General features: G+C 50.2%; 19 protein-coding genes and 1 pseudogene. 15 read left to right on the top strand and 5 right to left on the bottom strand.

The window, feature by feature from the left end:
* Positions 1-13: 13 nt before the first annotated feature.
* The 12 genes from rpoC (at position 14) to DW826_RS00340 (ending at position 16255) form a co-directional block, all read left to right on the top strand.
* On the top strand, positions 14-3685 hold the full coding sequence (gene rpoC, locus DW826_RS00400; protein ID WP_117469196.1) for a DNA-directed RNA polymerase subunit beta': 3672 nt from the start codon (positions 14-16) through the stop codon (positions 3683-3685).
* Between the two features lie 265 nt (positions 3686-3950).
* Positions 3951-5120, top strand: a complete 1170-nt coding sequence (locus DW826_RS00395) for a cation diffusion facilitator family transporter (protein ID WP_015553331.1) — start codon at positions 3951-3953, stop codon at positions 5118-5120.
* 238 nt (positions 5121-5358) lie between these two features.
* Complete coding sequence (locus DW826_RS00390; RefSeq protein WP_117551722.1) at positions 5359-6429, top strand: hypothetical protein; 1071 nt, start codon at positions 5359-5361, stop codon at positions 6427-6429.
* A gap of 262 nt (positions 6430-6691) precedes the next feature.
* The gene (locus tag DW826_RS00385; protein WP_242994015.1) at positions 6692-7858 is read left to right on the top strand and encodes a glycosyltransferase; all 1167 of its coding nucleotides are present in this window, start codon (positions 6692-6694) and stop codon (positions 7856-7858) included.
* Between the two features lie 59 nt (positions 7859-7917).
* The gene (locus DW826_RS18920) at positions 7918-8721 is read left to right on the top strand and encodes a hypothetical protein (protein ID WP_347472262.1); all 804 of its coding nucleotides are present in this window, start codon (positions 7918-7920) and stop codon (positions 8719-8721) included.
* A 288-nt stretch (positions 8722-9009) separates the two neighbouring features.
* Entirely contained in the window at positions 9010-9414 is a 405-nt protein-coding gene (locus DW826_RS00370) for a PaaI family thioesterase (protein WP_021905593.1), read from the top strand.
* Positions 9415-9658: 244 nt separating this feature from the next.
* Positions 9659-10078: a 30S ribosomal protein S12 gene (gene rpsL / locus DW826_RS00365; RefSeq protein ID WP_015553336.1), complete on the top strand. Its 420-nt coding sequence runs from the start codon at positions 9659-9661 to the stop codon at positions 10076-10078.
* 256 nt (positions 10079-10334) lie between these two features.
* Positions 10335-10805 (top strand): 30S ribosomal protein S7, encoded by a 471-nt coding sequence (gene rpsG / locus DW826_RS00360; RefSeq protein ID WP_021905592.1) that lies wholly within the window; start codon positions 10335-10337, stop codon positions 10803-10805.
* A 15-nt stretch (positions 10806-10820) separates the two neighbouring features.
* On the top strand, positions 10821-12947 hold the full coding sequence (fusA, locus tag DW826_RS00355) for an elongation factor G (RefSeq protein ID WP_117551720.1): 2127 nt from the start codon (positions 10821-10823) through the stop codon (positions 12945-12947).
* 140 nt (positions 12948-13087) lie between these two features.
* The gene (gene tuf / locus DW826_RS00350) at positions 13088-14281 is read left to right on the top strand and encodes an elongation factor Tu (protein WP_117471647.1); all 1194 of its coding nucleotides are present in this window, start codon (positions 13088-13090) and stop codon (positions 14279-14281) included.
* Positions 14282-14609: 328 nt separating this feature from the next.
* Positions 14610-14822, top strand: a complete 213-nt coding sequence (locus DW826_RS00345; RefSeq protein ID WP_015553338.1) for a FeoA family protein — start codon at positions 14610-14612, stop codon at positions 14820-14822.
* A gap of 230 nt (positions 14823-15052) precedes the next feature.
* Positions 15053-16255 carry a pyruvate kinase gene (locus tag DW826_RS00340; RefSeq protein ID WP_117551719.1) on the top strand — a complete coding sequence of 401 codons (1203 nt, stop codon included), beginning with the start codon at positions 15053-15055 and terminating at the stop codon, positions 16253-16255.
* A gap of 173 nt (positions 16256-16428) precedes the next feature.
* Here DW826_RS00340 and DW826_RS00335 read toward each other — a convergent pair.
* The 4 genes and pseudogenes from DW826_RS00335 to DW826_RS00320 all read right to left on the bottom strand — a co-directional run.
* Positions 16429-16593: pseudogene (locus DW826_RS00335) on the bottom strand (sugar phosphate isomerase/epimerase); the annotation flags it as partial.
* A gap of 217 nt (positions 16594-16810) precedes the next feature.
* A complete protein-coding gene (locus DW826_RS00330) occupies positions 16811-17779 on the bottom strand; it encodes a D-2-hydroxyacid dehydrogenase (RefSeq protein WP_117469199.1) in 969 nt (322 codons plus the stop codon).
* Between the two features lie 68 nt (positions 17780-17847).
* Positions 17848-18993: a glycerate kinase gene (locus DW826_RS00325; RefSeq protein ID WP_117551718.1), complete on the bottom strand. Its 1146-nt coding sequence runs from the start codon at positions 18991-18993 to the stop codon at positions 17848-17850.
* Positions 18994-19444: 451 nt separating this feature from the next.
* Positions 19445-20890, bottom strand: coding sequence for an amidohydrolase (locus DW826_RS00320; RefSeq protein WP_117551717.1), 1446 nt, complete (start codon positions 20888-20890; stop codon positions 19445-19447).
* A 380-nt stretch (positions 20891-21270) separates the two neighbouring features.
* Between DW826_RS00320 and DW826_RS00315 the strand changes: the two genes are divergently transcribed.
* The 3 genes from DW826_RS00315 (at position 21271) to DW826_RS00305 (ending at position 24062) form a co-directional block, all read left to right on the top strand.
* Positions 21271-21975: a response regulator transcription factor gene (locus DW826_RS00315; protein ID WP_015553345.1), complete on the top strand. Its 705-nt coding sequence runs from the start codon at positions 21271-21273 to the stop codon at positions 21973-21975.
* Complete coding sequence (locus DW826_RS00310) at positions 21972-23417, top strand: HAMP domain-containing sensor histidine kinase (protein WP_181967942.1); 1446 nt, start codon at positions 21972-21974, stop codon at positions 23415-23417. Before DW826_RS00315 ends, DW826_RS00310 begins: the two co-directional genes overlap by 4 nt.
* A 201-nt stretch (positions 23418-23618) precedes the next feature.
* The gene (locus DW826_RS00305; protein WP_117551715.1) at positions 23619-24062 is read left to right on the top strand and encodes a hypothetical protein; all 444 of its coding nucleotides are present in this window, start codon (positions 23619-23621) and stop codon (positions 24060-24062) included.
* A 130-nt stretch (positions 24063-24192) separates the two neighbouring features.
* On the opposite strand, the gene DW826_RS00300 is transcribed toward DW826_RS00305, so the two are convergent.
* Entirely contained in the window at positions 24193-24921 is a 729-nt protein-coding gene (locus DW826_RS00300) for a phosphatase (protein WP_117551714.1), read from the bottom strand.
* Positions 24922-25025 lie beyond the last annotated feature (104 nt).

Below are 25025 nucleotides of genomic sequence, written 5' to 3'. Positions count from 1 at the left end.
GGGAGTACCGTTCATGCCTGAGACAAATGAAACTTATCAGCCGATGACATTTGACGCGATCCGTATCGGACTTGCCTCTTCGGAAAAGATTCTGGAATGGTCCCATGGTGAGGTTAAGAAACCGGAGACCATCAACTACAGAACCTTAAAGCCGGAGAAAGACGGTCTGTACTGTGAGAGAATCTTTGGACCGACCAAGGACTGGGAGTGTCATTGTGGTAAATACAAGAAAATCAGATATAAAGGTGTTATCTGTGACCGCTGCGGCGTTGAGGTAACAAAATCCAGCGTCCGCCGTGAACGTATCGGACACATCGCGCTTGCCGCTCCGGTATCCCATATCTGGTATTTTAAAGGTATTCCGAGCCGTATGGGCCTGATCCTGGATATCTCTCCGAGAGTCCTCGAGAAAGTCCTGTACTTCGCTTCCTATATCGTTCTGGATGCCGGAAACACCGGTCTTCAGTTAAAGCAGGTCCTTTCTGAGAAAGAGTACCGCGATGCTGTTGAAAAGTATGGCTACGGCACATTCCGTGTGGGAATGGGTGCTGAGGCTGTTCAGGAACTTTTAAAGAATATCGATCTGGATAAGGACTCCGAAGAGCTTAGAAAAGCTCTTCAGGAGGCATCCGGCCAGAAGAGAGCGAGAATCATCAAACGCCTTGAGGTCGTAGATGCATTCCGCAGCTCCGGAAACAGACCGGAGTGGATGATCATGAATGTGATTCCGGTTATCCCGCCGGATATCCGTCCGATGGTTCAGCTTGACGGCGGACGTTTCGCGACATCCGACTTAAACGACTTATACAGAAGAATCATCAACCGTAACAACCGTCTTGCAAGACTTCTTGAGCTCGGTGCTCCGGATATTATCGTCCGCAACGAGAAGAGAATGCTTCAGGAGGCCGTTGATGCCCTGATCGATAACGGCAGACGCGGAAGACCGGTTACAGGCCCTGGAAACCGTGCGTTAAAGTCCCTTTCCGATATGTTAAAGGGTAAACAGGGACGTTTCCGTCAGAACCTTCTCGGTAAACGAGTTGACTATTCCGGACGTTCTGTTATCGTCGTTGGACCGGAACTTAAGATCTATCAGTGCGGTCTTCCGAAGGAGATGGCGATCGAGCTCTTCAAACCGTTTGTTATGAAGGAACTCGTTGCTAACGGAACCGCGCACAACATCAAGAACGCGAAGAAGATGGTTGAGCGTCTCCAGACAGAGGTCTGGGATGTGCTTGAGGATGTGATCAAAGAGCATCCGGTTATGTTAAACCGTGCTCCTACTCTTCACCGTCTTGGTATTCAGGCGTTCGAGCCGATCCTTGTAGAAGGTAAGGCGATCAAGCTTCATCCGCTTGTTTGTACCGCATTCAACGCGGACTTCGATGGAGACCAGATGGCGGTCCACCTTCCGCTTACCATGGAAGCTCAGGCAGAGTGCCGTTTCCTTCTCCTCTCCCCGAACAACCTGTTAAAACCGTCCGATGGTGGTCCGGTAGCCGTTCCTTCCCAGGATATGGTCCTCGGTATCTATTATCTGACACAGGAGAGACCGGGCGCAAAGGGCGAGGGAATGTTCTTTAAGAGCCCGAACGAAGCACTTCTTGCATATGAGAACGGTGCCGTTACTCTTCACGCAAGAATCAAAGTCCGTGTGACAAAGACTCTTCCGGATGGAAGAACCATGACTGGTATCGTTGATACAACTGTCGGACGTATCCTCTTCAACGAGATCATCCCGCAGGATCTTGGATTTGTAGACAGAACGATCCCGGGCAACGAGTTAAAGCCGGAGATCGATTTCCTCGTAAAGAAGAAACAGTTAAAGCAGATCCTCGAGAAAGTCATCAATACACACGGAGCGATCCAGACAGCGATCACCCTGGACGATATCAAGGCGATCGGTTACAAGTACTCCACAAGAGCAGCTATGACCGTATCTATTTCCGATATGACTGTCCCGGCAACAAAGAAGCAGCTCCTCGCAGACGCAGAAGCTACCGTTGACCGTATCGCTAAGAACTTCCGCCGTGGTCTTATCACAGAGGAAGAGCGTTACAAAGAAGTTATCGATGTATGGAAAGCAACCGATGACCAGCTGACACATGACCTTCTGACAGGTCTTGATAAATACAACAACATCTTCATGATGGCGGACTCCGGAGCCCGTGGTTCCGATAAGCAGATCAAGCAGCTTGCCGGTATGCGAGGACTCATGGCGGATACGACCGGTCACACGATCGAACTCCCGATCAAGTCCAACTTCCGTGAAGGTCTTGACGTACTTGAGTACTTCATCTCCGCACATGGTGCGAGAAAAGGTATGTCCGATACCGCTCTTCGTACAGCCGACTCCGGTTACCTGACAAGACGTCTTGTTGACGTATCCCAGGACCTTATCATCCGTGAGACAGACTGCTGTGAAAGCAAGGGAACGATCCCGTACATGGAGATCGAGGGCTTTACGGACGGTAAAGAGACCATCGAGACGCTGCAGGAGAGATTGACAGGCAGATATATCGCTGAGACGATCACAGATCCGGATACCGGAGAAGTTGTTGTTAAGGCTAACCATATGTGTACACCGAAACGTGCCGCAGCCGTTATCAAGGTTCTTGAGAAGCTCGGCAGAAATACTGTTAAGATCCGTACAGTCCTGACATGTAAGTGCCATATCGGTGTCTGCTCCAAGTGCTACGGCGCAAACATGGCGACAGGCCAACCGGTACAGGTCGGAGAGGCTGTTGGTATCATTGCCGCACAGTCCATCGGTGAGCCTGGTACACAGCTGACCATGCGTACATTCCACTCCGGCGGTGTTGCCGGCGGCGATATCACACAGGGTCTTCCCCGTGTCGAGGAGCTTTTCGAGGCCAGACGCCCGAAGGGACTTGCGATCATCGCTGAATTCGGTGGTGTTGTTACAATTAAAGATACAAAGAAAAAACGTGAGATCATCGTTACGGACCAGGAGACAGGAAACTCCAAGACTTATCTGATCCCCTATGGTTCCAGAATCAAAGTTGCGGACGGACAGGTTCTCGAGGCCGGCGACGTTCTTACAGAGGGTAGCATCAACCCGCACGACCTGTTAAAGGTTAAGGGCGTTCGTGCCGTACAGGATTACATGATCCGTGAGGTACAGCGTGTTTACCGCTTACAGGGTGTAGAGATCAACGATAAGCATATCGAGATGATCGTGCGTCAGATGTTAAAGAAGATCCGTGTCGAGGAGAGCGGCGATTCCGACGTTCTTCCGGGCGTATCCATGGATGTTCTTGATTTCAACGAGATGAACGAGGAGCTCATCGCTGCAGGCAAACAGCCGGCAGAGGGCAAACAGGTCATGCTCGGTATCACAAAGGCATCCCTTGCAACCGATTCCTTCTTATCCGCCGCATCCTTCCAGGAGACCACAAAGGTTCTTACTGAGGCTGCGATCAACGGTAAGGTCGATCACCTGATCGGTCTGAAAGAGAATGTTATTATCGGTAAGCTGATCCCGGCTGGTACCGGAATGAAGCGTTACCGCAATATCAAGCTCAGCACAGGCGAGATCGAGGATAAGATCCAGGAGCAGGAAGCACCGGTTGCTGAAGAGCCGCAGGAGGAGACGGATGCTCCGCTTGAGGAAGCAGATAAAATCATTCTCAACGAGGATGATACACAGGATGTCGATGAGTGATCGGTATTTTGACAAATAAATATATCGGAAAGCTTTCTGGAAACAGGAACTTTTCCGTATGCTGAGGCATATAAGAACAGCGAGGAGAACATGAAAGATCATGTTTTTCCTCGCTGTTTGAGTATACAGATGGTTAGAAGAAAGCAACTTGTAACGATTCGGCGGGCCGATGGGCTTTCTGTGCTGAATGTGAGAAGACCTGAATTACAATTTCTTGATTTTTGGCTTGGCGCGGCAAGTGTGCGGACCGATGGAGGTGTTTTACATGATTACGATACTGTCCGGCTTATTTATTAAAAACAGAGATCAATTCGGGAACAGCGATGTGCGCCGTGCCTACGGCATGCTCTGCAGTATTGTGGGCATCGCGCTCAATGTATTTCTGTTTGCCGGAAAATATCTGGCGGGTGTGATCAGTGGATCCATCGCTATTACGGCGGATGCATTCAATAACCTGTCAGATGCAGGATCATCCTTTATATCTCTTGTGGGATTTAAATTTTCCGGCATGAAGGCTGACGCGGATCACCCCTTTGGACACGGGCGCATCGAGTATGTCTCCGGATTTGGAGTTTCCATGGTCATCATTCTCATGGGAATCGAGCTTTTCAAAACTTCCATAGAGAAGATCTTTCATCCGGAGCCGGTGGAGACTGGTGCTCTGGCGGTGGGGATCCTTGTGGTCTCCATCTGTGTAAAGGGATACATGTGCTTTTACAATCGGACAGTCGGCAAAAAGATCCAGTCGGAGACAATGAAAGCGACGGCTATGGACAGTATGAGCGATTCCATCGCGACAACGGCGGTTCTGATCTCCATGGCTGTGGCCCATGTGACAGGCATTAGTATCGATGGATGGTGTGGCTGCCTTGTGGCATGCTTTGTATTGTATGCAGGATTTGGCGCGGCGAAGGATACCCTGAATCCGCTTCTCGGAGAACCGCCTTCCAGAGAATTTGTAAATGAGATCAGGACGATCGTTATGGCTCATCCTGAGATCCTTGGGATCCATGATCTAGTGGTCCACGATTACGGCCCGGGGAGACGCATGATCTCCCTTCACGGGGAAGTGTCCGGGGATTGCGATATCTTCGAGATCCACGATGTGATCGATCGGATCGAGAAAGAATTGAAGGAAAAACTTGGCTGTGAGGCCGTGATCCACATGGATCCGATCGTGGTGAATAACGAGGCGATCAATGAGACAAAAAAGGAAGTTGTTGACATGATCAACGAACATTTTCCGGGCGTCACCATCCATGATTTCCGCATGATCCAGGGTCCAACCCATACGAACCTGATCTTCGATGCGGTGGTCCCATTCCAGTATGGGAAAACGAACGAAGAGGTAAAACAGGGGATCGAGAAACTGATCTCAGAGAAATGGGATGATTATTACGCAGTCATACAGGCAGAGCAGTCATATCTGGAATAAAGAAAAAAGATTGAATCCGGCAGAGTGTGCAGAAGCGCTTTGCCGGATTTTTGCAGTTAAAGAAAACGTAAGAAGTCTACAGGAAAAAGGGTTTGCGATTGCATGGTTGAACTGCTATACTTGAGATATGGAACTCACGGAAGTATGTGGGCAGATGGGTGACAGAACAGGCGCTCCGGCATCTGGAAACTTGTGCAGATGACCGACGCGGTTGTTGAATTTTAAGGAGGTCTCTCTTATGAAAAAGTGGAAAATGATCCTTACTGCAGCGATGCCGTTAGCAATGGCACTGTCCTTCCCAGCATTCGCGGGAGAATGGCACGAGGATATGAACGGCAGGTGGTATGAGAACGATGACGGTTCCTACTGCCGGAACGGCTGGGACTGGATCGATGGTGATCATGATGGCTGGGCACAGTGCTATTATTTTGGAAATTCCGGTTATCTGCAGATGAATGCCGGATATGCGCAGACAAATACGGGTCATGCGGACGGATATGAGATCGACAAAAATGGTGCCTGGAGCGTAAATGGTGTTACCCAGGTAAAGGCAGTTCCGACCGCTGTCGCGGAGAACGATCCGGAGGCGCTGAAGGTCTATGAGGAAGCACAGCAGCTTAGCGAGTCTCTCCCGAGCGCGAATATCGATGTGGACTATACGATCACCATGTCTTATCTCGGACAGAATATTGATATGTCCATGAATATGAAGCTGATGATGAAAGAGGACGCGAACGGAGACATGCAGTTTGTATGCAAGGGTACCGCGGATACGCTTGGAACCGCAGTGCCGATCGATATGTTCTACACAGACGGATACATGTATGTGAACACTATGGGCATCAAGTACAGGCAGGCCATGGATCTGGAAGCTGCGAAAGCTCAGGCCACACAGATCAACATGGATCTGGATACGGATGTTGTCAAAGGCTTGAGAATGTATACAAGCGGTGACACAAGGAAACTTGCATTTACTATTGATGACCAGAAGATCAACGAGATCCTGACCGCAGTTACCAGCGCGACCGCAGAGACCTACGAGGAGCTTGGGGTCACTCTGGACATGAAGATCAATGAGTCGAACGGCGAGATGACGGTCAACAAAGATGGCTATTGCGAGGCTATGAAGATGTTTATGGACTACGGAATGAGTGTCACAGATCATACAACATCCGAAGCTGATGAGATGAACTATAAGATGGATATCAATATGACATATAAGAATCCGGGCAAGGAAGTTTATTTTGAGATCCCATCTACAGATGGCTACGAAGATATTGCTGTGGCTTATGTGGCAGATGCGGAATAGGGGCAGTAGAATCGGAACCGGTCTGGCTCGTTAAAAAGTGAAGTGTAAATGGGCGCTGGTTTGCGTATGGCTGAGAGGTCATGGCAGATCAGCGCCTTTTTGTGCCACAGGAAATCCCTGTTCACAGATGGAAGCGGCAGGCTTTGCAGAAATGGAGTTTCAACTGTAATGAGATCTGCCCGTTACTGCGTCTGGGAGAATAGCAGATTGGAGCATCTCTCATATATTAAGATAGAAGAAACAGGACAAAGAGGGAGAGATTATGGTATCCATCAGCCTATGCATGATCGTGCGCAATGAGGAAAAGGTCCTCGGAAGATGCCTGGCCTGCGTGCAGGGATTTGCGGATGAGATCATAATTGTGGACACGGGATCTACGGACCGGACGAAGGAGATCGCATTTTCTTTTACGGACAAGGTTTATGATTTTAAATGGAAGGATGACTTTGCAGCGGCGAGAAATTTTGCTTTTTCCAGGGGAACGGGGGATTACCTGTTCTGGCTGGATGCAGATGATGTGATAAGGCAGGAAGAGTGGAGAAAACTGATGGATCTGAAAAGACGGCTGGATATGGAACGGCCGGATGTAGTGATGATGAAATACGCGGTTGGATATGACGGGGATGGCGCACCGTCATTTTTCTTTTATAGAGAACGCCTTTTAAGACGGTGCGGAAAAGCAGTGTGGAAAGGGCGCATCCATGAGGCGGTGGAACCCTTTGGGAAAGTAGTGCGGGAAGATATCATGATCGAGCACCGGAAAGTGGGGATAGGGGATCCGGACAGGAATCTTCGGATATTTGAGCAGATGCTCCGGGAGAAGGGGAAACTATCTCCGCGGGATCAGTATTATTACGGAAAGGAATTATATTACCACAGAAGGTATCGGGATGCTGTTTCTGTATTTTCGGAATATCTGGAACTGCCGGATGGCTGGCGGGAAGACCGGGTGGATGCCTGCAGGCATGGGGCGTACTGTATGTACCGGATCGGGGACCGGGACCGGGCACTAAAGTTTCTGCTTTCCGGACTTTCTGAGGGGATCCCGAAGCCGGAGCTTTGCTGTGATCTCGGATGGTGGTTCTTTTCGGCCGGGCGCTATCGCGACGCAATTTTCTGGTACGGGCAGGCAGTTCAGACCGGAAGGTGGACCGGGGAGGACGGTTTTGTGATGCCGGAGTGCCGGGGATATGTTCCATATCTGCAGATATGTGTCTGCTATGACAGGCTGGGGGAATGGAAAACGGCGGAACGGTATAATGAACTGGCGGAGAGGTGCCGGCCGGGGACGGAGACATGCCAGTTAAACAGGAAATATTTTGAGAAAAGAAAAGCGCAGCAAATTGAACGGAGACAGAGAGGTGACAGCCGGAGTTTTGGACAAAAAATCGCAGAAGTAGCAGTTTCGGACGGGCAGCATAGATTATAGTAAGCGAACAACCTGTATGGGATGTCCGCCAGGAAAATATGCTGAAAGGGGAATTGATCATGCGTAATTGTGGATATGATTTCTGGGAGAACGAGGACTGCAGAGCAGAGAGCTGCCGGGGCGGAGACGAGAGAGGACACTGGGATGGGAACTGTTGCTGTGGCGGAGATGGAAGAGACCGCTGGGACGGAACGCAGGGCTGTGGCGGAGATGGAAGAGGTGGCTGCGGTGGAAATTGTGGCTGCGGAGGAAACAGAAGAGGCGGCTGTGGCGGAAATTGCGGAAGCGGCTGGGGATATGGCTGGAGACACGGAACCTGCTGCTGCCGGGGACCGCAGGGTCCGAGAGGCCCTCAGGGATGCCCGGGGCCTGAAGGGCCGAGAGGTCCACAGGGGTTTCCGGGATTTGACGGAGCGCCGGGAGCGACAGGCCCGATGGGCCCGATGGGTCCGGCAGGAGCGCCGGGAGCGACAGGTCCGATGGGCCCGATGGGTCCGGCAGGAGCAGTGGGAGCGACAGGCCCGATAGGCCCGATGGGTCCGGCAGGAGCAGTGGGAGCGACAGGTCCGATGGGCCCGATGGGTCCGGCAGGAGCAGTGGGAGCGACAGGTCCGATGGGTCCGATAGGTCCGGCAGGAGCAGTGGGAGCGACAGGTCCGATGGGCCCGATGGGTCCGGCAGGAGCAGTGGGAGCGACAGGTGCGATGGGTCCACAGGGGCCAACCGGTCCGACAGGTCCCGCAGGGACAGTGACAGCGGCCGCTCCGGTGGCAAATGCCACAGACTCGGAGAACGTGGTGAATCAGTTTAATGAATTACTTGCAAATCTGAGAACGGCTGGACTTCTGGCACCCAATCCCTAACGAAGGATAGATTAAAAGAGGAGACCGCAGATGCGGTCTCCCTCAGGATCGAAAGAGATTTGTAACGGTTCAGCCCGGGAGCGGTATCGTTCCAGAATGTGTATCGGATGTGGACTAAATCGCATCGGGGGTCTTGCATGAAAATTTCCGGTATGGTAAAATCCTGTCTGAAAATATACAGTGCTTGTAACAGTTCAGTACCTTTGCAGTTGCGGGCAAAAATCTATTCCGGACCGGCTGTGCGATGGGATTATTGACACTGCCGGAACGCAGAAGGAGGAAAAAGTCATGAAAGAAACATGGAACGTCCTCGACCCGGACGAGTATGTAAAACACAATCCATTTATGGGATATACCAATATGAAGATTGAAAAGATCTCCCCGGAATGCAGTGAGATCAGTATGAAGATCACTCACGGCGTGACAAACCTGATGGGCATGGTCCATGGCGGAATGCTCTATGCTCTGGCAGATGTGGTAACAGGCCTCACGGCCAGAGCCGACGGAAGAAAATATGTGACCCAGAGCGCCCATATAAACTTTATCCGGAACGTATCGGAAGGAACGGTCTATGCAAAAGGCATCCTGATCCGCCGCGGCAGATCCATCACCATCGTACGCAGCGAAGTGACGGATGAAAAGGGAAATCTTCTCGCCGATGTGACCGTGGACATGTTCTGTCTTGGAGAGTAGTCTCCCGGAAGGAGAAAAACAGGCCAAACCTGTCAAAATCACAAGAGAAGAATTTGAGACAACTCACCCAGGCGTGTCATAGTCGAAAAACGCCGTATTTTCAAAGAAAATTTAAGGTTTCTCCTTGACATGCAGAAAAACTCTGTATATAATAATGGGGCGTGCATCGGGTACGTCCCGTTTTTTGTGCGCATAAAGGCTGATAAGCAGCAACCAACAGTCAATATCACAGGAGGTGAAAAGAATGCCAACATTTAACCAGTTAGTAAGAAAAGGTAGAGAGACATCTGTAAAGAAATCTACAGCTCCGGCACTCCAGAAAGGATACAATTCCCTTCATAAGAAAGCCACAGATACATCTGCTCCGCAGAAGAGAGGTGTGTGCACAGCTGTTAAGACTGCAACTCCTAAGAAGCCGAACTCCGCTCTTAGAAAGATTGCCAGAGTACGTCTTTCCAACGGTATTGAAGTAACAAGCTATATCCCGGGTGAGGGACATAACCTTCAGGAGCACTCCGTTGTTCTGATCCGTGGTGGTCGTGTTAAGGACCTTCCGGGTACCAGATACCACATCATCAGAGGTACTCTTGATACTGCAGGCGTTGCCAACAGAAGACAGGCTCGCTCCAAGTACGGCGCAAAGAGACCGAAAGATAAAAAATAATTGCGAAGCAATTATTGCTACTCAAACGTAGCGAAGCGGAGTTCGAGTTTCCCGTCTTAAGTGGCGGTCGATAGAAACTTGAACAACCGCATAGGGATCACTAACAGGAATAAAGTGAATGCGTACAACGCATATTAGTGCCGGTGGTATTTGACCTGTGGTTGCAGGAGATAGATAGAAAACCGCGCGCGAACACATTTTATGGAAACATGTGAGTACCGATGATATAATTTTTATAATTAAGGAGGGAAGTAACGTGCCACGTAAAGGACATACTCAGAAAAGAGACGTATTAGCAGACCCGCTTTACAGCAACAAAGTTGTAACCAAGCTGATCAACAACATCATGCTTGATGGTAAGAGGGGCGTTGCTCAGAAAATTGTTTACGGCGCTTTCGAAGAGGTCGCTGAAAAGACCGGTAAGGACGCTGTAGAAGTATTTGAAGAGGCTATGAACAACATCATGCCGGTTCTCGAAGTTAAGGCAAAACGTATCGGTGGTGCAACATACCAGGTACCGATCGAGGTTAAGCCGGAGAGAAGACAGGCATTAGGCCTTCGCTGGATCACTCTCTATTCCCGTAAGAGAAGCGAGAAGACCCAGGTAGAGAGACTTGCAAACGAGATTATGGATGCAGCTAACAACACTGGCGCATCTGTAAAGAAGAAAGAGGAAATGCATAAGATGGCTGAGGCTAACAAGGCATTTGCTCACTACAGATTCTAATAGGAGGAAAAATCCTTGGCTGGAAGAGAATATCCGTTAGAGAGAACCAGAAATATCGGAATCATGGCTCATATCGATGCTGGTAAGACAACAACGACAGAGCGTATCCTTTATTATACTGGTATTAACTATAAGATCGGTGATACTCACGAAGGTACAGCTACCATGGACTGGATGGAGCAGGAGCAGGAGAGAGGTATCACGATCACATCCGCAGCTACGACTTGTCACTGGACACTTCAGGAAAAGACAAAGCCGAAGGCTGGCGCACTTGAGCACCGTATCAACATCATCGATACACCAGGCCACGTAGACTTCACTGTTGAGGTTGAGCGTTCCCTCCGTGTACTTGATGGCGCTGTTGGCGTTTTCTGTGCAAAGGGTGGTGTAGAGCCGCAGTCCGAGAACGTATGGCGTCAGGCTGATACCTACAACGTACCGAGAATGGCATTCATCAACAAGATGGATATCCTTGGTGCAAACTTCTACGGCTGTGTAGATCAGATCCGTACAAGACTTGGCAAGAACGCGATCTGCATCCAGCTCCCGATCGGTAAGGAAGACGAGTTCAAGGGAATCATCGACCTCTTCGAGATGAAGGCTTACATCTACAATGATGATAAGGGCGATGATATCTCCGTAACAGACATTCCGGAAGATATGGCAGATGATGCAGAGCTTTACCACAGCGAACTCGTTGAGAAGATCTGCGAGCTCGATGATGACCTCATGATGCAGTATCTTGAGGGTGAGGAGCCGACCGTTGATGCGATGAAGAAGGTTCTTCGTAAAGCAACCTGCGAGTGTCAGGCAATTCCGGTATGCTGCGGTACAGCATACAGAAACAAAGGCGTACAGAAGCTCCTTGATGCGATCATCGAGTACATGCCGTCTCCGCTTGACATCCCGCCGATCAAGGGCGTTGACCTTGAGGGCAACGAAGTAGTTCGTCATTCTTCCGATGATGAGCCGTTCTCCGCACTTGCATTCAAGATCATGACAGACCCGTTCGTAGGTAAACTTGCATTCTTCCGTGTTTACTCCGGAACAATGAACTCCGGTTCCTACGTATTAAACGCAACAAAAGATAAAAAAGAGCGTGTTGGCCGTATCCTTCAGATGCATGCGAACAAGAGACACGAGCTTGACAAGGTTTACTCCGGTGATATCGCCGCTGCAGTTGGATTCAAGTCCACAACAACTGGTGATACAATTTGTGACGAGCAGCATCCGGTAATCCTTGAGTCCATGGTATTCCCGGAGCCGGTTATCGATATCGCAATCGAGCCGAAGACAAAAGCCGGACAGGATAAGATGGGCGAGGCTCTTGCAAAGCTTGCTGAAGAGGACCCGACATTCCGTGTTCATACTGATACAGAAACAGGCCAGACCATCATCTCCGGTATGGGTGAGCTGCATCTGGAAATCATCGTTGACCGTCTCCTTCGTGAATTCAAGGTAGAGGCTAACGTTGGTGCTCCGCAGGTTGCTTATAAAGAGACAATGACTAAGGCTGTTGACGTAGACAGCAAGTACGCGAAGCAGTCTGGTGGTCGTGGACAGTACGGTCACTGTAAAGTACACTTCACACCGATGGATCCGAACGGCGAAGAAACATTCAAGTTCACTTCTTCCGTTGTCGGCGGTGCTATTCCGAAGGAATACATTCCGGCTGTCGGCGAAGGTATCGAAGAGGCTACAAAGGCCGGTATCCTTGGCGGATTCCCGGTACTCGGCGTAGCTGCAGATGTATATGATGGATCTTACCATGAGGTCGACTCTTCCGAGATGGCATTCCACATCGCTGGTTCCATGGCATTCAAGGATGCTATGGCGAAAGGTAACCCGGTACTTCTTGAGCCGATCATGAAGGTAGAGGTTACAATGCCTGAGGAGTACATGGGCGACGTTATCGGTGACGTTAACGCACGTCGTGGACGTATCGAGGGTATGGAAGATATCGGCGGCGGCAAGATGGTTAAAGCATATGTTCCGCTTGCTGAGATGTTCGGCTACTCCACAGACCTTCGTTCCAGAACACAGGGTCGTGGTAACTACTCCATGTTCTTCGAGAAATACGAGCAGGTACCGAAGAGCGTTCAGGAGAAGATCATCGCTGAGAGAAAGGGCGCTGCGAAATAATCCCACGGGATTATTTCCGGTTTCCTCTTGCATATAGCAAGAATAGGCTTGAAAAAATTTTTCGAATAGAATATAATAGTATTCAGCCTAAGTTAAATATGATAGCCCAATGGGCGCAAAATTAAGGAGGACGTTTTAAAATGGCAAAAGCTAAGTTTGACAGAACCAAACCGCATTGTAACATTGGTACCATTGGACACGTTGACCATGGTAAAACAACATTAACAGCAGCAATCACAAAAGTTCTTGCAGCAAGAGTTGCAGGTAATACAGCTACAGATTTCGAGAACATCGATAAAGCTCCGGAAGAGAGAGAGCGTGGAATCACTATCTCTACTGCACACGTTGAGTACGAGACAGAGAAGAGACACTATGCACACGTTGACTGCCCAGGCCATGCTGACTATGTAAAGAACATGATCACTGGTGCTGCTCAGATGGATGGTGCTATCCTCGTTGTAGCTGCTACTGATGGTGTTATGGCTCAGACAAGAGAGCACATCCTGCTTTCCCGTCAGGTAGGCGTACCGTACATCGTAGTATTCATGAACAAGTGCGATATGGTTGACGATCCGGAGCTTCTTGAGCTCGTAGAGATGGAGATCAGAGATCTTCTTAACGAGTATGAGTTCCCGGGCGACGACACTCCGATCATCCAGGGTTCTGCTCTTAAGGCTCTTGAGGATCCGATGGGCGAGTGGGGCGACAAGGTTATGGAGCTTATGGACGCTGTTGACAGCTACATTCCGGACCCGGTTCGTGACACAGATAAGCCGTTCCTTATGCCGATCGAGGATGTATTCACAATCACAGGTCGTGGTACAGTTGCTACAGGCCGTGTAGAGCGTGGTACTCTTAAACTCAACGATGAGGTTGAGATCGTTGGTATCCACGAGGAGACTCGTAAGACAGTTGTAACTGGTATCGAGATGTTCCGTAAACTTCTTGATCAGGCTCAGGCTGGTGATAACATCGGTGCTCTTCTTCGTGGTGTTCAGAGAACTGAAATCCAGAGAGGACAGTGCCTTGTTAAACCGGGTTCTGTAAAGTGCCACAAGAAATTCACAGCTCAGGTTTACGTTCTTACTAAAGACGAGGGCGGCCGTCATACACCGTTCTTCAACAACTATCGTCCGCAGTTCTACTTCAGAACAACAGACGTTACAGGCGTTTGCGAGCTTCCGGAAGGTACAGAGATGTGCATGCCGGGCGACAACGTTGAGATGACAATCGAGCTTATCCATCCGGTAGCTATGGAGCAGGGTCTTCGTTTCGCTATCCGTGAGGGCGGCAGAACTGTTGGTTCCGGTAGAGTTGCTACAATCATCGAGTAATCAACGAATCTAATACCGAGGTGCTTTGCACCGAAAAAATAAATATAGTATCTCCGTGAGATATTTGTGTCCAAGCGCAAGATGCCCGCAGAACTTTGTTCTGCGGGTTTTTCTGTTACAAAAATAATATATGCTATGTTAGCAGTACCGAATTTGTGATTTTGCCGTAGACGAAAAGATTACATGCACCTAACTGATTTTACGCTTGACTAACCAATAGTTTGAGGAGTATTCTATAAAAAGAAGATACAAAATGAATAAATTCATATAAATTTACAGATAATATCCGATAAAACAATTGTAAAGCATAGGATCAGGGGGCGTTATTATGCAGGCTTTATCAACGGCAAAATCAGGGGAACGTTATACAATTAAGTGGATGCTCGGAAACCAGAAGGTGATGGATTTTCTTCATCGCCACGATTTCTGCGAGGGAAACCCGATCGATGTGATCCTACGGAACAATGACTGGATGATCATTGGAAATGACATGTGCAGAGTCGCGATCGGATGTGAAGTTGCGGATAGAATCCAGGTTTAAGGTTTTTGAAAGATAAATAAAGAATGGGATCTTCGATAAAAGAAGGTGTGGCGGACAGAGAAAAAAGGTCTGGCGCACCTTTTATATTGCCATGCATCTGGAAAAAGCTGCCGGTGGCAGGTTCTGTAGCCAGGAAAGTCGGGAAAAGTTCTTCCCGCCGGGAAACTGGATGACAATCCCGCCGCCTTATGATATGCTTGAGGAAGAATAAGGATCAGGAGGACGTTTAGATGGTGAATATATACGGAACGCTGGGACCGGCGTGCGCAAGCGAGAAGGTGCTGGCGGAGATGTTTTCACTGGGAATGACAGGAATGCGGCTGAACCTGTCCCATGTTACGCTCGCAGAGTCAGGGGATCTGATTGGAAAGATGAAGCGCGCAGCAGAAAAATGCGGGGTAAAACCGCAGCTTCTCGTGGACCTTCAGGGACCGGAACTGCGAACTGGAACCATCTCTGAGCCTGTTTCGTTGAAGAATGGGGACATTGTAGAGATATGCGGAATCCCAGAAAAAGTGAAGGATTCCTCAGTAAGTGGGGCAGATAGAAAAGAAATCGCACAGAAATCTGAAAATAAAGATATCGAGAAAATACCAGCTGAGAAAAATACATTTGGAAAAGGTTCTGGAAACGCTGATCGGTCCCAAAATAAACGTGACCATGTGAAAGCACCTGGAGAGTATGCGAAGATCATGCTGCCGGAACTCACCTTCCCATACCTGATTCCGGGTCAGGAAGTTCTTCTGGACGATGGGAAGATCCATTTAAAAATTGTGGAAAAAGCGGAAAATGTGACCGAGAATGGTGGAGAAAACACTCAGGAAAAGCGTTATTTCGCAAAGGTCCTCTGGGGCGGTCTCCTAAAGAGCAGAAAGAGTGCGGCTCTTCCGGGCGCGAAGATCTATCCGCCGACGCTGACAAATTCTGACCTTGCAAACATTAAGATCGCAAACGAGATGGGCGTGACCGGTGTCATGCAGCCATTTGTGAGAGATCACAGTGATTTGGAGCGCGTAAAAGAGGTGCTTCGGGAGGCGGGAGCGGAGGATATCAGGCTCTTCGCGAAGATCGAAAACATGGATGGCGTCCGGAAACTGGAGAAACTTCTTCCGGCGGCGGATGAGATCGTGATCGCCAGGGGTGACCTTGGAAATGCCGTTCATCTCTGGGACCTTCCGGGTGTCCAGCGCCAGATCTCCGAGAAGTGCCGGGCGGCGGGAAAGCCGTTCATGGTAGTGACCCAGATGCTGGCCTCCATGGAGCGCAGCCCTGTCCCGACCCGTGCGGAGGTAAATGATATCTTCCATGCTGTGATGGATGGCGCTGCTTCAATCATGGTGACAGGGGAGACTGCGGTCGGAGATTACCCGGTGGAAGTCATCCGGTATATGGTGAATACGGTGAGAAGCGCGGAGAAGGAAGAAAATAGATAAACAATTGCAATTGTTTAACAAATTTATGCACTTGACGTGCGAAAAATCCAGAAAGAAAAAATAAGTAGAACGACTAGAAAGCGAAAAAATACGTTCCATCTACGGCAGGTACGATTCTTTCATCCAGAGCTTAGAAAGAACCGCTGGCACACCGGGATGGAACGTATTTTTAAATGGGTGATGTAAGGGCGGAGCGTGCGGAAGACGAACTGGCTGGTCTCATGGGTGACCGGGATGTGGGAGAGATCTACGAGAAGACCGAAATTGTTGTGGGTCATCCGCATCTCGGCGCCGAATTTTGCCGCGTATGGAGCCGGTTCCACGAGGGAGGCTTTGTCGGGAAAACTCATCCATTGGAGCGCACCGACGCGGAAATATTTGTGGATCGATTCATTCATAATTTTAAATGTAGTTCAGTATCGTAAGGAACGGAACATTTCCTTTCTCCTGGATAGCAAATGACGACAGGAATTTTTGAAATGAAATGTCACAGGAAATTCCAGATAATTTCCTGTGACACAGTGGCGCTAAAAAGCCTGATATGCCCAGTCAAAATTATTTCATGTTCACTACATGAACCGGTTTTCCGTTTAAGAACGCCCGGATATTCTCCACAGTGCAGTCCATGATCCGCCTGCGGCTTTCCTTCGGAGCCCATGAAATATGCGGGGTGATGATGCAGTTTGGAGCTTTTAAGAGCGGGTTGTCAGCCTTGATCGGCTCAGTGGAAACGACATCGAGACCGGCGGCAGCGACTTTGCCGGAAGCAAGCGCTTCTACGAGGTCCACCTCGTTGACAAGCTGCCCGCGGGCATTGTTCAGAAGAATCACGCCGTCCTTCATTTTCGCGATATTTTCCCGGTTGATGAGTCCTGCGTTTTCCGGTGTCAGATTGCAGTGCAGGGAGATCACGTCAGCCTTCGCGAAAAGCTCATCCTGGGTAACGTAATCCGCGATCGCGCGGCCGGATTCATTCGGGTAGAGGTCATAGGCGATGACGTTCATGCCGAGAGCTTTCGCGATGCGTCCCTCAGCCTGACCGATGCGCCCGAAGCCGATGATGCCCATGGTCTTTCCCTCCAGCTCGATCAGCGGATAGTCCCAGTAGCACCAGTCAATGTTTTCAGCCCATTTTCCTTCATGGACAGTCTTGTCATGGTGGCCGATGTGATGGCAGATCTCAAGGAGAAGAGCGATGGAGAACTGGCTGACAGATGCGGTTCCGTATGTCGGAACATTTACGACAGGAATTCCCTTTTCAGCGGCGTAGTTATAGTCGATGACATTGTAGCCGGTGGCGAGAGCCGCGATCAGCTTGATACGCGGACACTTGTCGATGGTCTCACGGGAGATCGGGGTCTTATTTGTGATGATAATCTCGGCATCACCGATACGTTCAGTGATCAGAGGTGATTCTGTGAAGGAAGTTCTGTCATAGACGGTGAGGTCACCGAATTCTTTTAACGCGTCCCAGCTTAAATCGCCCGGGTTTTCTGTATATCCATCTAAAACTACAAGCTTCATATATAATCGTCTCCTTTTTTGAAAAAATTGTGGGCAGATAAAACACAGAAGAGTATCCGCCAAAAGGCTCAGAAAGTGAAAATATTTCCAATCTGAAACAGTCTAAGCACATTCTCTGCAGTATTCAGCAGATTCTCCTCCGCATGACTCATCACATCCTCCAACGACATGACGCCCGGAACCGTGTCGAAGATCGCATCGATCCCGAAATTATAAAGCGTTTCGCATCCGTCGCCTTTCGCCCCGGCGATGGCAACCACCGGAACATTCCTGACTTTTTTTGCGCGTTCCGCGACACCGACAGGAACTTTTCCCAGCGCGGACTGGAAGTCAATCCGTCCTTCGCCCGTAATTACAAGGTCCGCCTGCTTCACATGCTCATCGAAATCCGTGAGATCCAGAACCAGGTCGATTCCCGAGCAGATCGTCACCGGGAAATACGGGAGAATTCCGCAGAGCAGGCCGCCTGCCGCTCCGCTCCCGTCGGTGTCGGCGGCAGCGCAGTGGAGTTTATCCTTCAAAACTGCGGCATAGTGAGCGAGCGCCGCGTCAAGAATCTTCACCTGCTCCTCATCAGCCCCTTTCTGAGGTCCGAACACGGTAGCTGCTCCGAGGGCTCCGCAAAGGTGATTTTTTACATCGCAGGCAACCAAAAACTCGCATCCGGCGGCTTCCCTCAAAAGCCCATCCGTGGAGATCGAGGCAAGTTCCCTTAAGTGGACACCGCCTGGTTCCAGTTCCTTCCCATCCTTATCGAGAAACGAGATTCCAAGGGCGCCTGCCAGCCCGGCGCCGCCGTCGGTGGTGGCGCTTCCGCCGAGACCTAAGATGATCTTTTTAACTCTATGTTCCAGGGCGTGACGGATCAGCTCGCCCGTTCCAAAGGTGGACGCGTGCAGGGCATCCCGCTCCTCAGGTTTTAATAAGGTAAGTCCGGACGCCGCAGCGGTCTCGATCACGGCGCTGCCGTCCGGGAGAAGTCCATACTCGGCGGTTATTGGGCGCCCCAAAGGATCATGGGCAGGAACGCTGACTTTTGTTCCTTTCATGGCAGCAACCAAGGCATCAACGGTTCCCTCTCCGCCGTCAGCGACAGGAATCTTTGTGATGGTCACATCCGGGATTACATTTTTTGCGGCACGTTCAATGGTATCGGTCACTTGTCTGGCAGAGCAGCTTCCCTTAAAGGAATCTGCGGCGATCAGTATGTTCATGTTCCATTCCTCCCTTGTATACACAGTAGAACCACTGTATTGAGTGGCTGATAAAGCATGGATTTTAAGTCGAGAGCTTATACTTTCCGGTTAGTTCCGTATAGGAACAGGCTATTGAAATATTATCATTATAACAGAAAATCAGGGTACGAACATGTACCCTGATCAACTTACTGAAAAATATCGTTACAGTTCAGCCATTACATCTTCTTGTTTTCATATTCATGAAAACAAGAAGCTTGGTGGTTCCACCATATGCTGATTTGGATGAAAAAGTGCTTATGCAAGCAAGCTTGCAACACACTTTCTCATTCAAACCAGCGCATGGCTGAACTGTAACAAAATATCCGTTTTTTGTATGAAAGACTGAACTCACGCAGACAAGATTTTACAGATAAAGCAGTTTCAAATTGTGAAAGATGGAGTCTGCGGAGAACCGTGAATCGACGGTTTAGTATGTATCTAACGGCGGCTCAACAGAATCCGGCAGCGGGCAGGTATAGTGTCCACCGTTTCTCTTGTGGAGTTCTTTCTTTGCGGCTTCGATCACATCCGGGCGGTCCATGGTGCGGATGCAGGAGAGAGCCAGGACTTTTGCTGCGGTCAGGAGTCCCTTGTGGGCTAACGGGCTGCAGGACTGGGCAACCATCTGCCAGGAGTGTCCGACATTTCCGACACATGCGGTGGCAATATTGATATTTAAGGTAGGGGCGGCGTATCCGACATCACCCACATCTGTAGAGCCGGCGGTCAGCTTGATCTTATCCGGGTTGAACGGGTGGATCTCGGAATCCAGCGGCCTTTCAAGAATCTCCTCTAAGCGGTCTTCCCCGTAAGTCTCAATGATCTGGGATTTGATGTTTTCCAGGGTGGTCGCCGGGTAGGTATTTAAGAATTCCTTTGCCATCCTGTAATCCGCGTCATCCCATTTCGGAGCGCCGACTTCCTGTAAACACTCGTCCGCAACCGCCGCCAGGGCGTTGTTTGGAAGATATTCGGTGAACGCCATGGAAAGCTCGCACTCAAAGGTGGTATCGGTCATGATGGATGCGCCGCGGGCAACATTTTTTACGCGCTCGAAGAGCTCTTTTACCTGGTAGACCCACGGAGAGCGGACCTCGTAGCGGATCGTCGCGTGATCCTGTACGACGTTCGGGGCGGTTCCGCCGGCATCGATGTAAGCGTAGTGGATCCTCGCTTCCGGGATCATGTGCTCTCTCAGGTAGTTGCAGCCCACGTTCATGAGTTCAACGGCGTCCAGGGCACTTCTTCCGAGGTATGGGGTTGCGCCTGCATGGGAGGCAACACCCTTAAAATAGAAGTTTGCGCCCATGATGGCGTTGCTGTGATTGCACTCGACGGCGTTCTTTGTTGCCGGGTGCCAGGAGTATACGAAATCGACATCGTCGAACATGCCTGCGCGGGCCATGAACTGCTTGGAACCTGCGCCTTCTTCAGCCGGGCAGCCGAAGTAGATGATGGTTCCGTCCTTCTTGTTGGCGATCAGGTATTCCTTGACAGCCAGGGCAGCTGCGAGAGCGCCGGTACCCAGTGCGCAGTGACCGCAGCCATGTCCCGGAGCGCCTTCCTTTAACGGTTCCTTGTGCGGGTCAGCGGCCTTCTGGCTCAGGGAAGACAGGGCATCGTACTCGCCGAGGATTCCCATCACAGGTTTTCCGGTTCCGTAGGAGAAGGTTCCGGTAAAGCAGGTCGGGATTCCGGCATCACCTTCCGTCAAGGTAAAGCCCTCTTCTTTTAAGATTGATTTTAACAGGGCAGCCGATTTTGTCTCATGGAACGCCAGCTCGGCATACTCCCAGATCTTATCGTTGGCATCCAGGATCTTCGCGGATTTTTCGTCGATCACGCGGGTGAGAAATTCCAGGTCTTTATTCATGTGAGATTCCTTCCTTTCTGAAAATTTAGGATGGCGAGTGGGAAAATCATTTCTTTCGCACTGCGCTGTGATATAGAGTTAGTTTACAACAGTTTGCTGAAAAGTACAATGGAAAAAGGAGTTTTGCGGAAAATTTTCTGCGAAGTTTTGTCCTCTGTTCCGGGCTGAAGGAGCAGAAATCGAAAATATTCAGATGATTAGAATGAGACGCGGGTCCGGGCGGTCGTGCGGCAATTCTGCGGCAGGTATTTACCATGCAAGGAAAGGCATGGTATAATGGGCGTTAACAAAGAAGTTAAAACTCGGGAACGCAGACTGCCGAAAGGCGGCGGAATGGGCTGCGCATTCTGGCAGATAATAGAAATACAGGAGGGAAAATTATGCCAAAGCTGATCTATGTGGCGGATGATGAAAAAAACATTTGTTTTCTGATAGAAAATTTCCTGGAAAAAGAGGGATATGAGGTGGAGTGCTTCGGGGATGGCGAGTCCCTTCTTGACGCGTTCCAGAAAAAAGCGCCGGATCTCTGCATCCTCGATATCATGATGCCGGGGATGGATGGCCTTACGGTCTGCACCCAGATCCGGAAGACGAGCCATGTTCCGATCATCATTGTCTCTGCAAAGGATTCCCCGTTAGACCGGATCACCGGAATCACTCTCGGAAGCGACGATTACATGGTAAAACCGTTCCTGCCGCTGGAACTTGTGACGAGAGTCAAGGCGTTATTCCGCCGCGTGGACACATTCTCCGGACAGGAGGAAGAGGCGAAGGATTCCTATGAGATCGGGGATATCAAGCTCTACCCGAAGCGCCGTGCCGCGAAGTTAAAGGACGAAGATTTTGCCCTGACACCGCTGGAATTCGACTTCCTGTGCCATATGCTGGAGCGCCAGGAACATGCGGCGAGCCGTGATGACCTGTTAAAATCTCTCTGGAAGGTGGACAGCAGGGAAGTTGACACCCGCGCCGTGGATGACATGGTGAAGCGTCTCAGGAAGAAACTGAAGGACCAGAAGAGCACCGTGAAGATCGAGACCGTATGGGGCTACGGATTCCGCCTGACGAGTGGAGGAGAGGCATGAAATTAAGTATCCGGATGAAGATATTCCTTCCGGTGATGCTTCTTCTGATCGCGTTCCCGGTTGCGGCGTGGTTCGTGTTCAGCTATGCGCTGGACGGACATATGAACTACAACGCGAAGCGTGACCTGGGGCAGATGGTGAAGACGGTGGAGGAATTGGCGGACGAGTACAGGAACCTGGACGTGCCGGACGAGACAAATGCGCAGGATGACAGGAGAAGTCTCCTAAATGCCCTGCGGAACGCGGCCCAGACGGAGTCCGGGGAGTCGAAGATGCTGGTGATCGGAAACAAGTACCGGGTGCTGTATCCGAAAAACTATGATGACCAGCCGGAGATGACCCAGATGTACTCGGAGTTCCTGACGAGAATGACCGGAAATGATCCGGCGTTCGAGAGCGGGGAGATCACGGAGGAGACCATCGGTGACACAAAATATATGCTCTATTTTCTGGATGTGGGTCAGAACCGGCCCGGTCATGTCCAGAATGTGCTCTTATACTGTCCGATCCACGATACCAGCGTGATCTTAAATGAGGTGTCGAGACTGGTGCTCATGATCATGGGAGCGATGGCGGGCGTGTCCATTGTGCTGTTCTGGTTCGTTGCGGGAAGTATTTCGACTCCGGTGAGCCGTCTCTGCGAAGCAGCCCGGGGAATCGGTGAGAAGAAGTTTAAGAAAGTCGAGACTGGGACTAACGTAAAGGAGCTCTACGAGCTGGAGAACGAGATCAACCAGATGCAGGACAATCTCTTAAAGGCGGACGAGGCGGAGCGTGTGTTTTTCCAGAACGCGTCCCATGAGCTCAGAACGCCGCTTATGTCCATCAGCGGTTATGCCCAGGGAATCCAGAGAGGCGTCTTTGAGGATGTCTCCCAGGCAGCAGGCGTGATCCTGGACGAGAGCAGCCGCCTGACGGAAGTTGTTGACGGGATCCTGACGTTGACGAGAATGGACCAGATGCGGTACCAGGTCGTGCCGGTGGAGTTGGGGATCCGGGAGTACATCGAGGACCAGATCGAGCGCCTCGAGGGACTTGCGTACCAGAAAAAAATAAAATTGGAATTTTTGCCGGGGGATGAGCATAAGATTATCTCGGATGTGATGCTTTTAGGCCGGGCGTTCTCGAATGTGACATCAAACTGTATCCGCTACGCTAAGGAGATGGTCTGGATCTCAGTGGAGGAGAACGGGGAGCAGCTAAAGATCACGATCCGGGACGACGGGCCGGGAATCCTAGAAGACGATCTTCCTCATCTGTTCGATCGCTTTTATAAAGGGAAGAACGGAAATCACGGGCTGGGGCTTTCCATCGCAAAACGCTCCATGGAGTACATGGGAGGCGATATTGCGGCAAAAGCCTCGCCGGAAGGTGCCATATTTACGATCATACTGCCGCAGGATTGCCGCAGCTTTGCCGTAGAAGAATGGACAGAAGTGTGATAAGATGATAACAGTTCAGAGAGTGGACTTGTAAGTGTGATAAGCAGACATTTGCAGATATTCTTTGAATGAACGGAACATGGAAAATATCCACCGATTGAATAAAAAGTAAAATCGGGCGGGTTTCAGATGTTTTAGTATCTCGGGAGCACGAAAGTGTCAAGAGATTGATTATCAGCTTGCAATGAGGAGGACACGAAGATGAAGAGGATTTTATTTTTATTCGGTCTTCTGGTATGTCTTGCGGGAATGCCGTTGACAGCTTTTGCGGATAATAAGACTGCGAAGCAGACGTATGAGACGGCGATCTCGGACAACTGGAAAACGATGTTAAAGAACAGTATTGCACTGGATACGATCAACGCGGAGAACAATACCCACCTTTTAAACTGGCAGGATGTAAAGAACCCGTCGGACGAGGTGGTAAAGCTTGTGGAGAAGATCCGGAAGCTCCAGGCAGAGCAGGAAGAGGATCAGGAGAGCATGGACCCGTACACAAAGGCGAAGAAGACCTGTGACGAGAAGTTAAATGCGGACGGCGCGAATGCGGCGCTGGAGAATATTATCCGGATCCAGAAAGACCGTCTGAGCGATCAGAAGGAACTGCAGGCACTGTGGGCGAAGGTCGACAAACTGCTGAAGTAATTCTGGAATGATTTTTACGAAAGAGGAAACGGCTGTGAAGTGAAATAAAACTTCGCAGCCGTTTTTTGTGCTGTCAGACAGCTGAAATATGCTGCCAGCAGTAAAGGCAAGCCCCCTTTTATCAGATGTTTCAACCCCGGAAGTCAGCTAAATCCGGAATATATTCCTTCAGGATCTCCGGATGATAGTTTGCGATCAGTTCCTCCGGAAAGTTTAACTCCTTTAAGAGGGCCTCCGCCCGTCCATGTTCCCCGACAGCCGTCGTAAAGTGGGCATCGCTGTTCATGATAACCGGAACCTTGTATTTTGCACAGAGCGGAAGAATGATCCGGTCATTTTCGTATGCGTGGATGCGGGATCCGCCCGGGGTCAGGGATGTGTTGTTGAGCTCGATCATCCGGTGGTGTTCCTTTGCGGCTTTCACCACCGCCTCGTAGTCCAGCGGGAATTTTCCGTCATCCGGGTGTCCAAGGATCGTGACATATGGATTTTTTAATGCTGTGACGACAGCGAAGGTGTTTTCTTCCCTTGTTCCCGGCTTTAAACAGAGATCATGGAGACTGGCAACGGTGTAGGATAACCGCTTTAACATCTTCTCCGACAGGTCGATGCTTCCTTTATAGTCTACGATATTTAACTCACAGCCGAATAAAAGGCGGACGCCCTCTAAGACCGGCGGGATCACTTTGAAGTTACAAAACTGCATCTCCCCACAGCTTCCAGGCATGGACGGGGCGTGTTCGGTGATGCCGAGGATCGGCAGGTCCTTTAAAGCAGCGGCATGGACCATCTCCGTGATGGTTCCATAGGCATGTCCGCTGGCGATGGTATGGGTATGCAGGTCAGCATAATCTTTCATGGTGAGTGCCTCCAAAATATATACTATGCGTTACTGCTCACGCTTTGCGCAAACAGTAACTGATTTTGCCGATGCTTCGCATTCCAGATCAGCAAAATCCACTA

It is taken from the genome of Clostridium sp. AM34-11AC, from assembly GCF_003435375.1.
Lineage (GTDB): Bacteria > Bacillota > Clostridia > Lachnospirales > Lachnospiraceae > Pilosibacter > Pilosibacter fragilis.
The sequence above is the reverse complement of the archived record's forward strand: the minus strand, read 5'-3'. Positions and strand labels throughout refer to the sequence as shown.

Excerpts from the sequence above, each read along its gene's own strand:
- rpoC (WP_117469196.1), top strand. The coding sequence starts at position 14 with ATGCCTGAGACAAATGAAACTTATCAGCCGATGACATTTGACGCGATC.
- DW826_RS00395 (WP_015553331.1), top strand. The coding sequence starts at position 3,951 with ATGATTACGATACTGTCCGGCTTATTTATTAAAAACAGAGATCAATTC.
- DW826_RS00390 (WP_117551722.1), top strand. The coding sequence starts at position 5,359 with ATGAAAAAGTGGAAAATGATCCTTACTGCAGCGATGCCGTTAGCAATG.
- DW826_RS00385 (WP_242994015.1), top strand. The coding sequence starts at position 6,692 with ATGGTATCCATCAGCCTATGCATGATCGTGCGCAATGAGGAAAAGGTC.
- DW826_RS18920 (WP_347472262.1), top strand. The coding sequence starts at position 7,918 with ATGCGTAATTGTGGATATGATTTCTGGGAGAACGAGGACTGCAGAGCA.
- DW826_RS00370 (WP_021905593.1), top strand. The coding sequence starts at position 9,010 with ATGAAAGAAACATGGAACGTCCTCGACCCGGACGAGTATGTAAAACAC.
- rpsL (WP_015553336.1), top strand. The coding sequence starts at position 9,659 with ATGCCAACATTTAACCAGTTAGTAAGAAAAGGTAGAGAGACATCTGTA.
- tuf (WP_117471647.1), top strand. The coding sequence starts at position 13,088 with ATGGCAAAAGCTAAGTTTGACAGAACCAAACCGCATTGTAACATTGGT.
- DW826_RS00345 (WP_015553338.1), top strand. The coding sequence starts at position 14,610 with ATGCAGGCTTTATCAACGGCAAAATCAGGGGAACGTTATACAATTAAG.
- DW826_RS00340 (WP_117551719.1), top strand. The coding sequence starts at position 15,053 with ATGGTGAATATATACGGAACGCTGGGACCGGCGTGCGCAAGCGAGAAG.
- DW826_RS00330 (WP_117469199.1), bottom strand. The coding sequence starts at position 17,779 with ATGAAGCTTGTAGTTTTAGATGGATATACAGAAAACCCGGGCGATTTA.
- DW826_RS00325 (WP_117551718.1), bottom strand. The coding sequence starts at position 18,993 with ATGAACATACTGATCGCCGCAGATTCCTTTAAGGGAAGCTGCTCTGCC.
- DW826_RS00320 (WP_117551717.1), bottom strand. The coding sequence starts at position 20,890 with ATGAATAAAGACCTGGAATTTCTCACCCGCGTGATCGACGAAAAATCC.
- DW826_RS00315 (WP_015553345.1), top strand. The coding sequence starts at position 21,271 with ATGCCAAAGCTGATCTATGTGGCGGATGATGAAAAAAACATTTGTTTT.
- DW826_RS00310 (WP_181967942.1), top strand. The coding sequence starts at position 21,972 with ATGAAATTAAGTATCCGGATGAAGATATTCCTTCCGGTGATGCTTCTT.
- DW826_RS00305 (WP_117551715.1), top strand. The coding sequence starts at position 23,619 with ATGAAGAGGATTTTATTTTTATTCGGTCTTCTGGTATGTCTTGCGGGA.
- DW826_RS00300 (WP_117551714.1), bottom strand. The coding sequence starts at position 24,921 with ATGAAAGATTATGCTGACCTGCATACCCATACCATCGCCAGCGGACAT.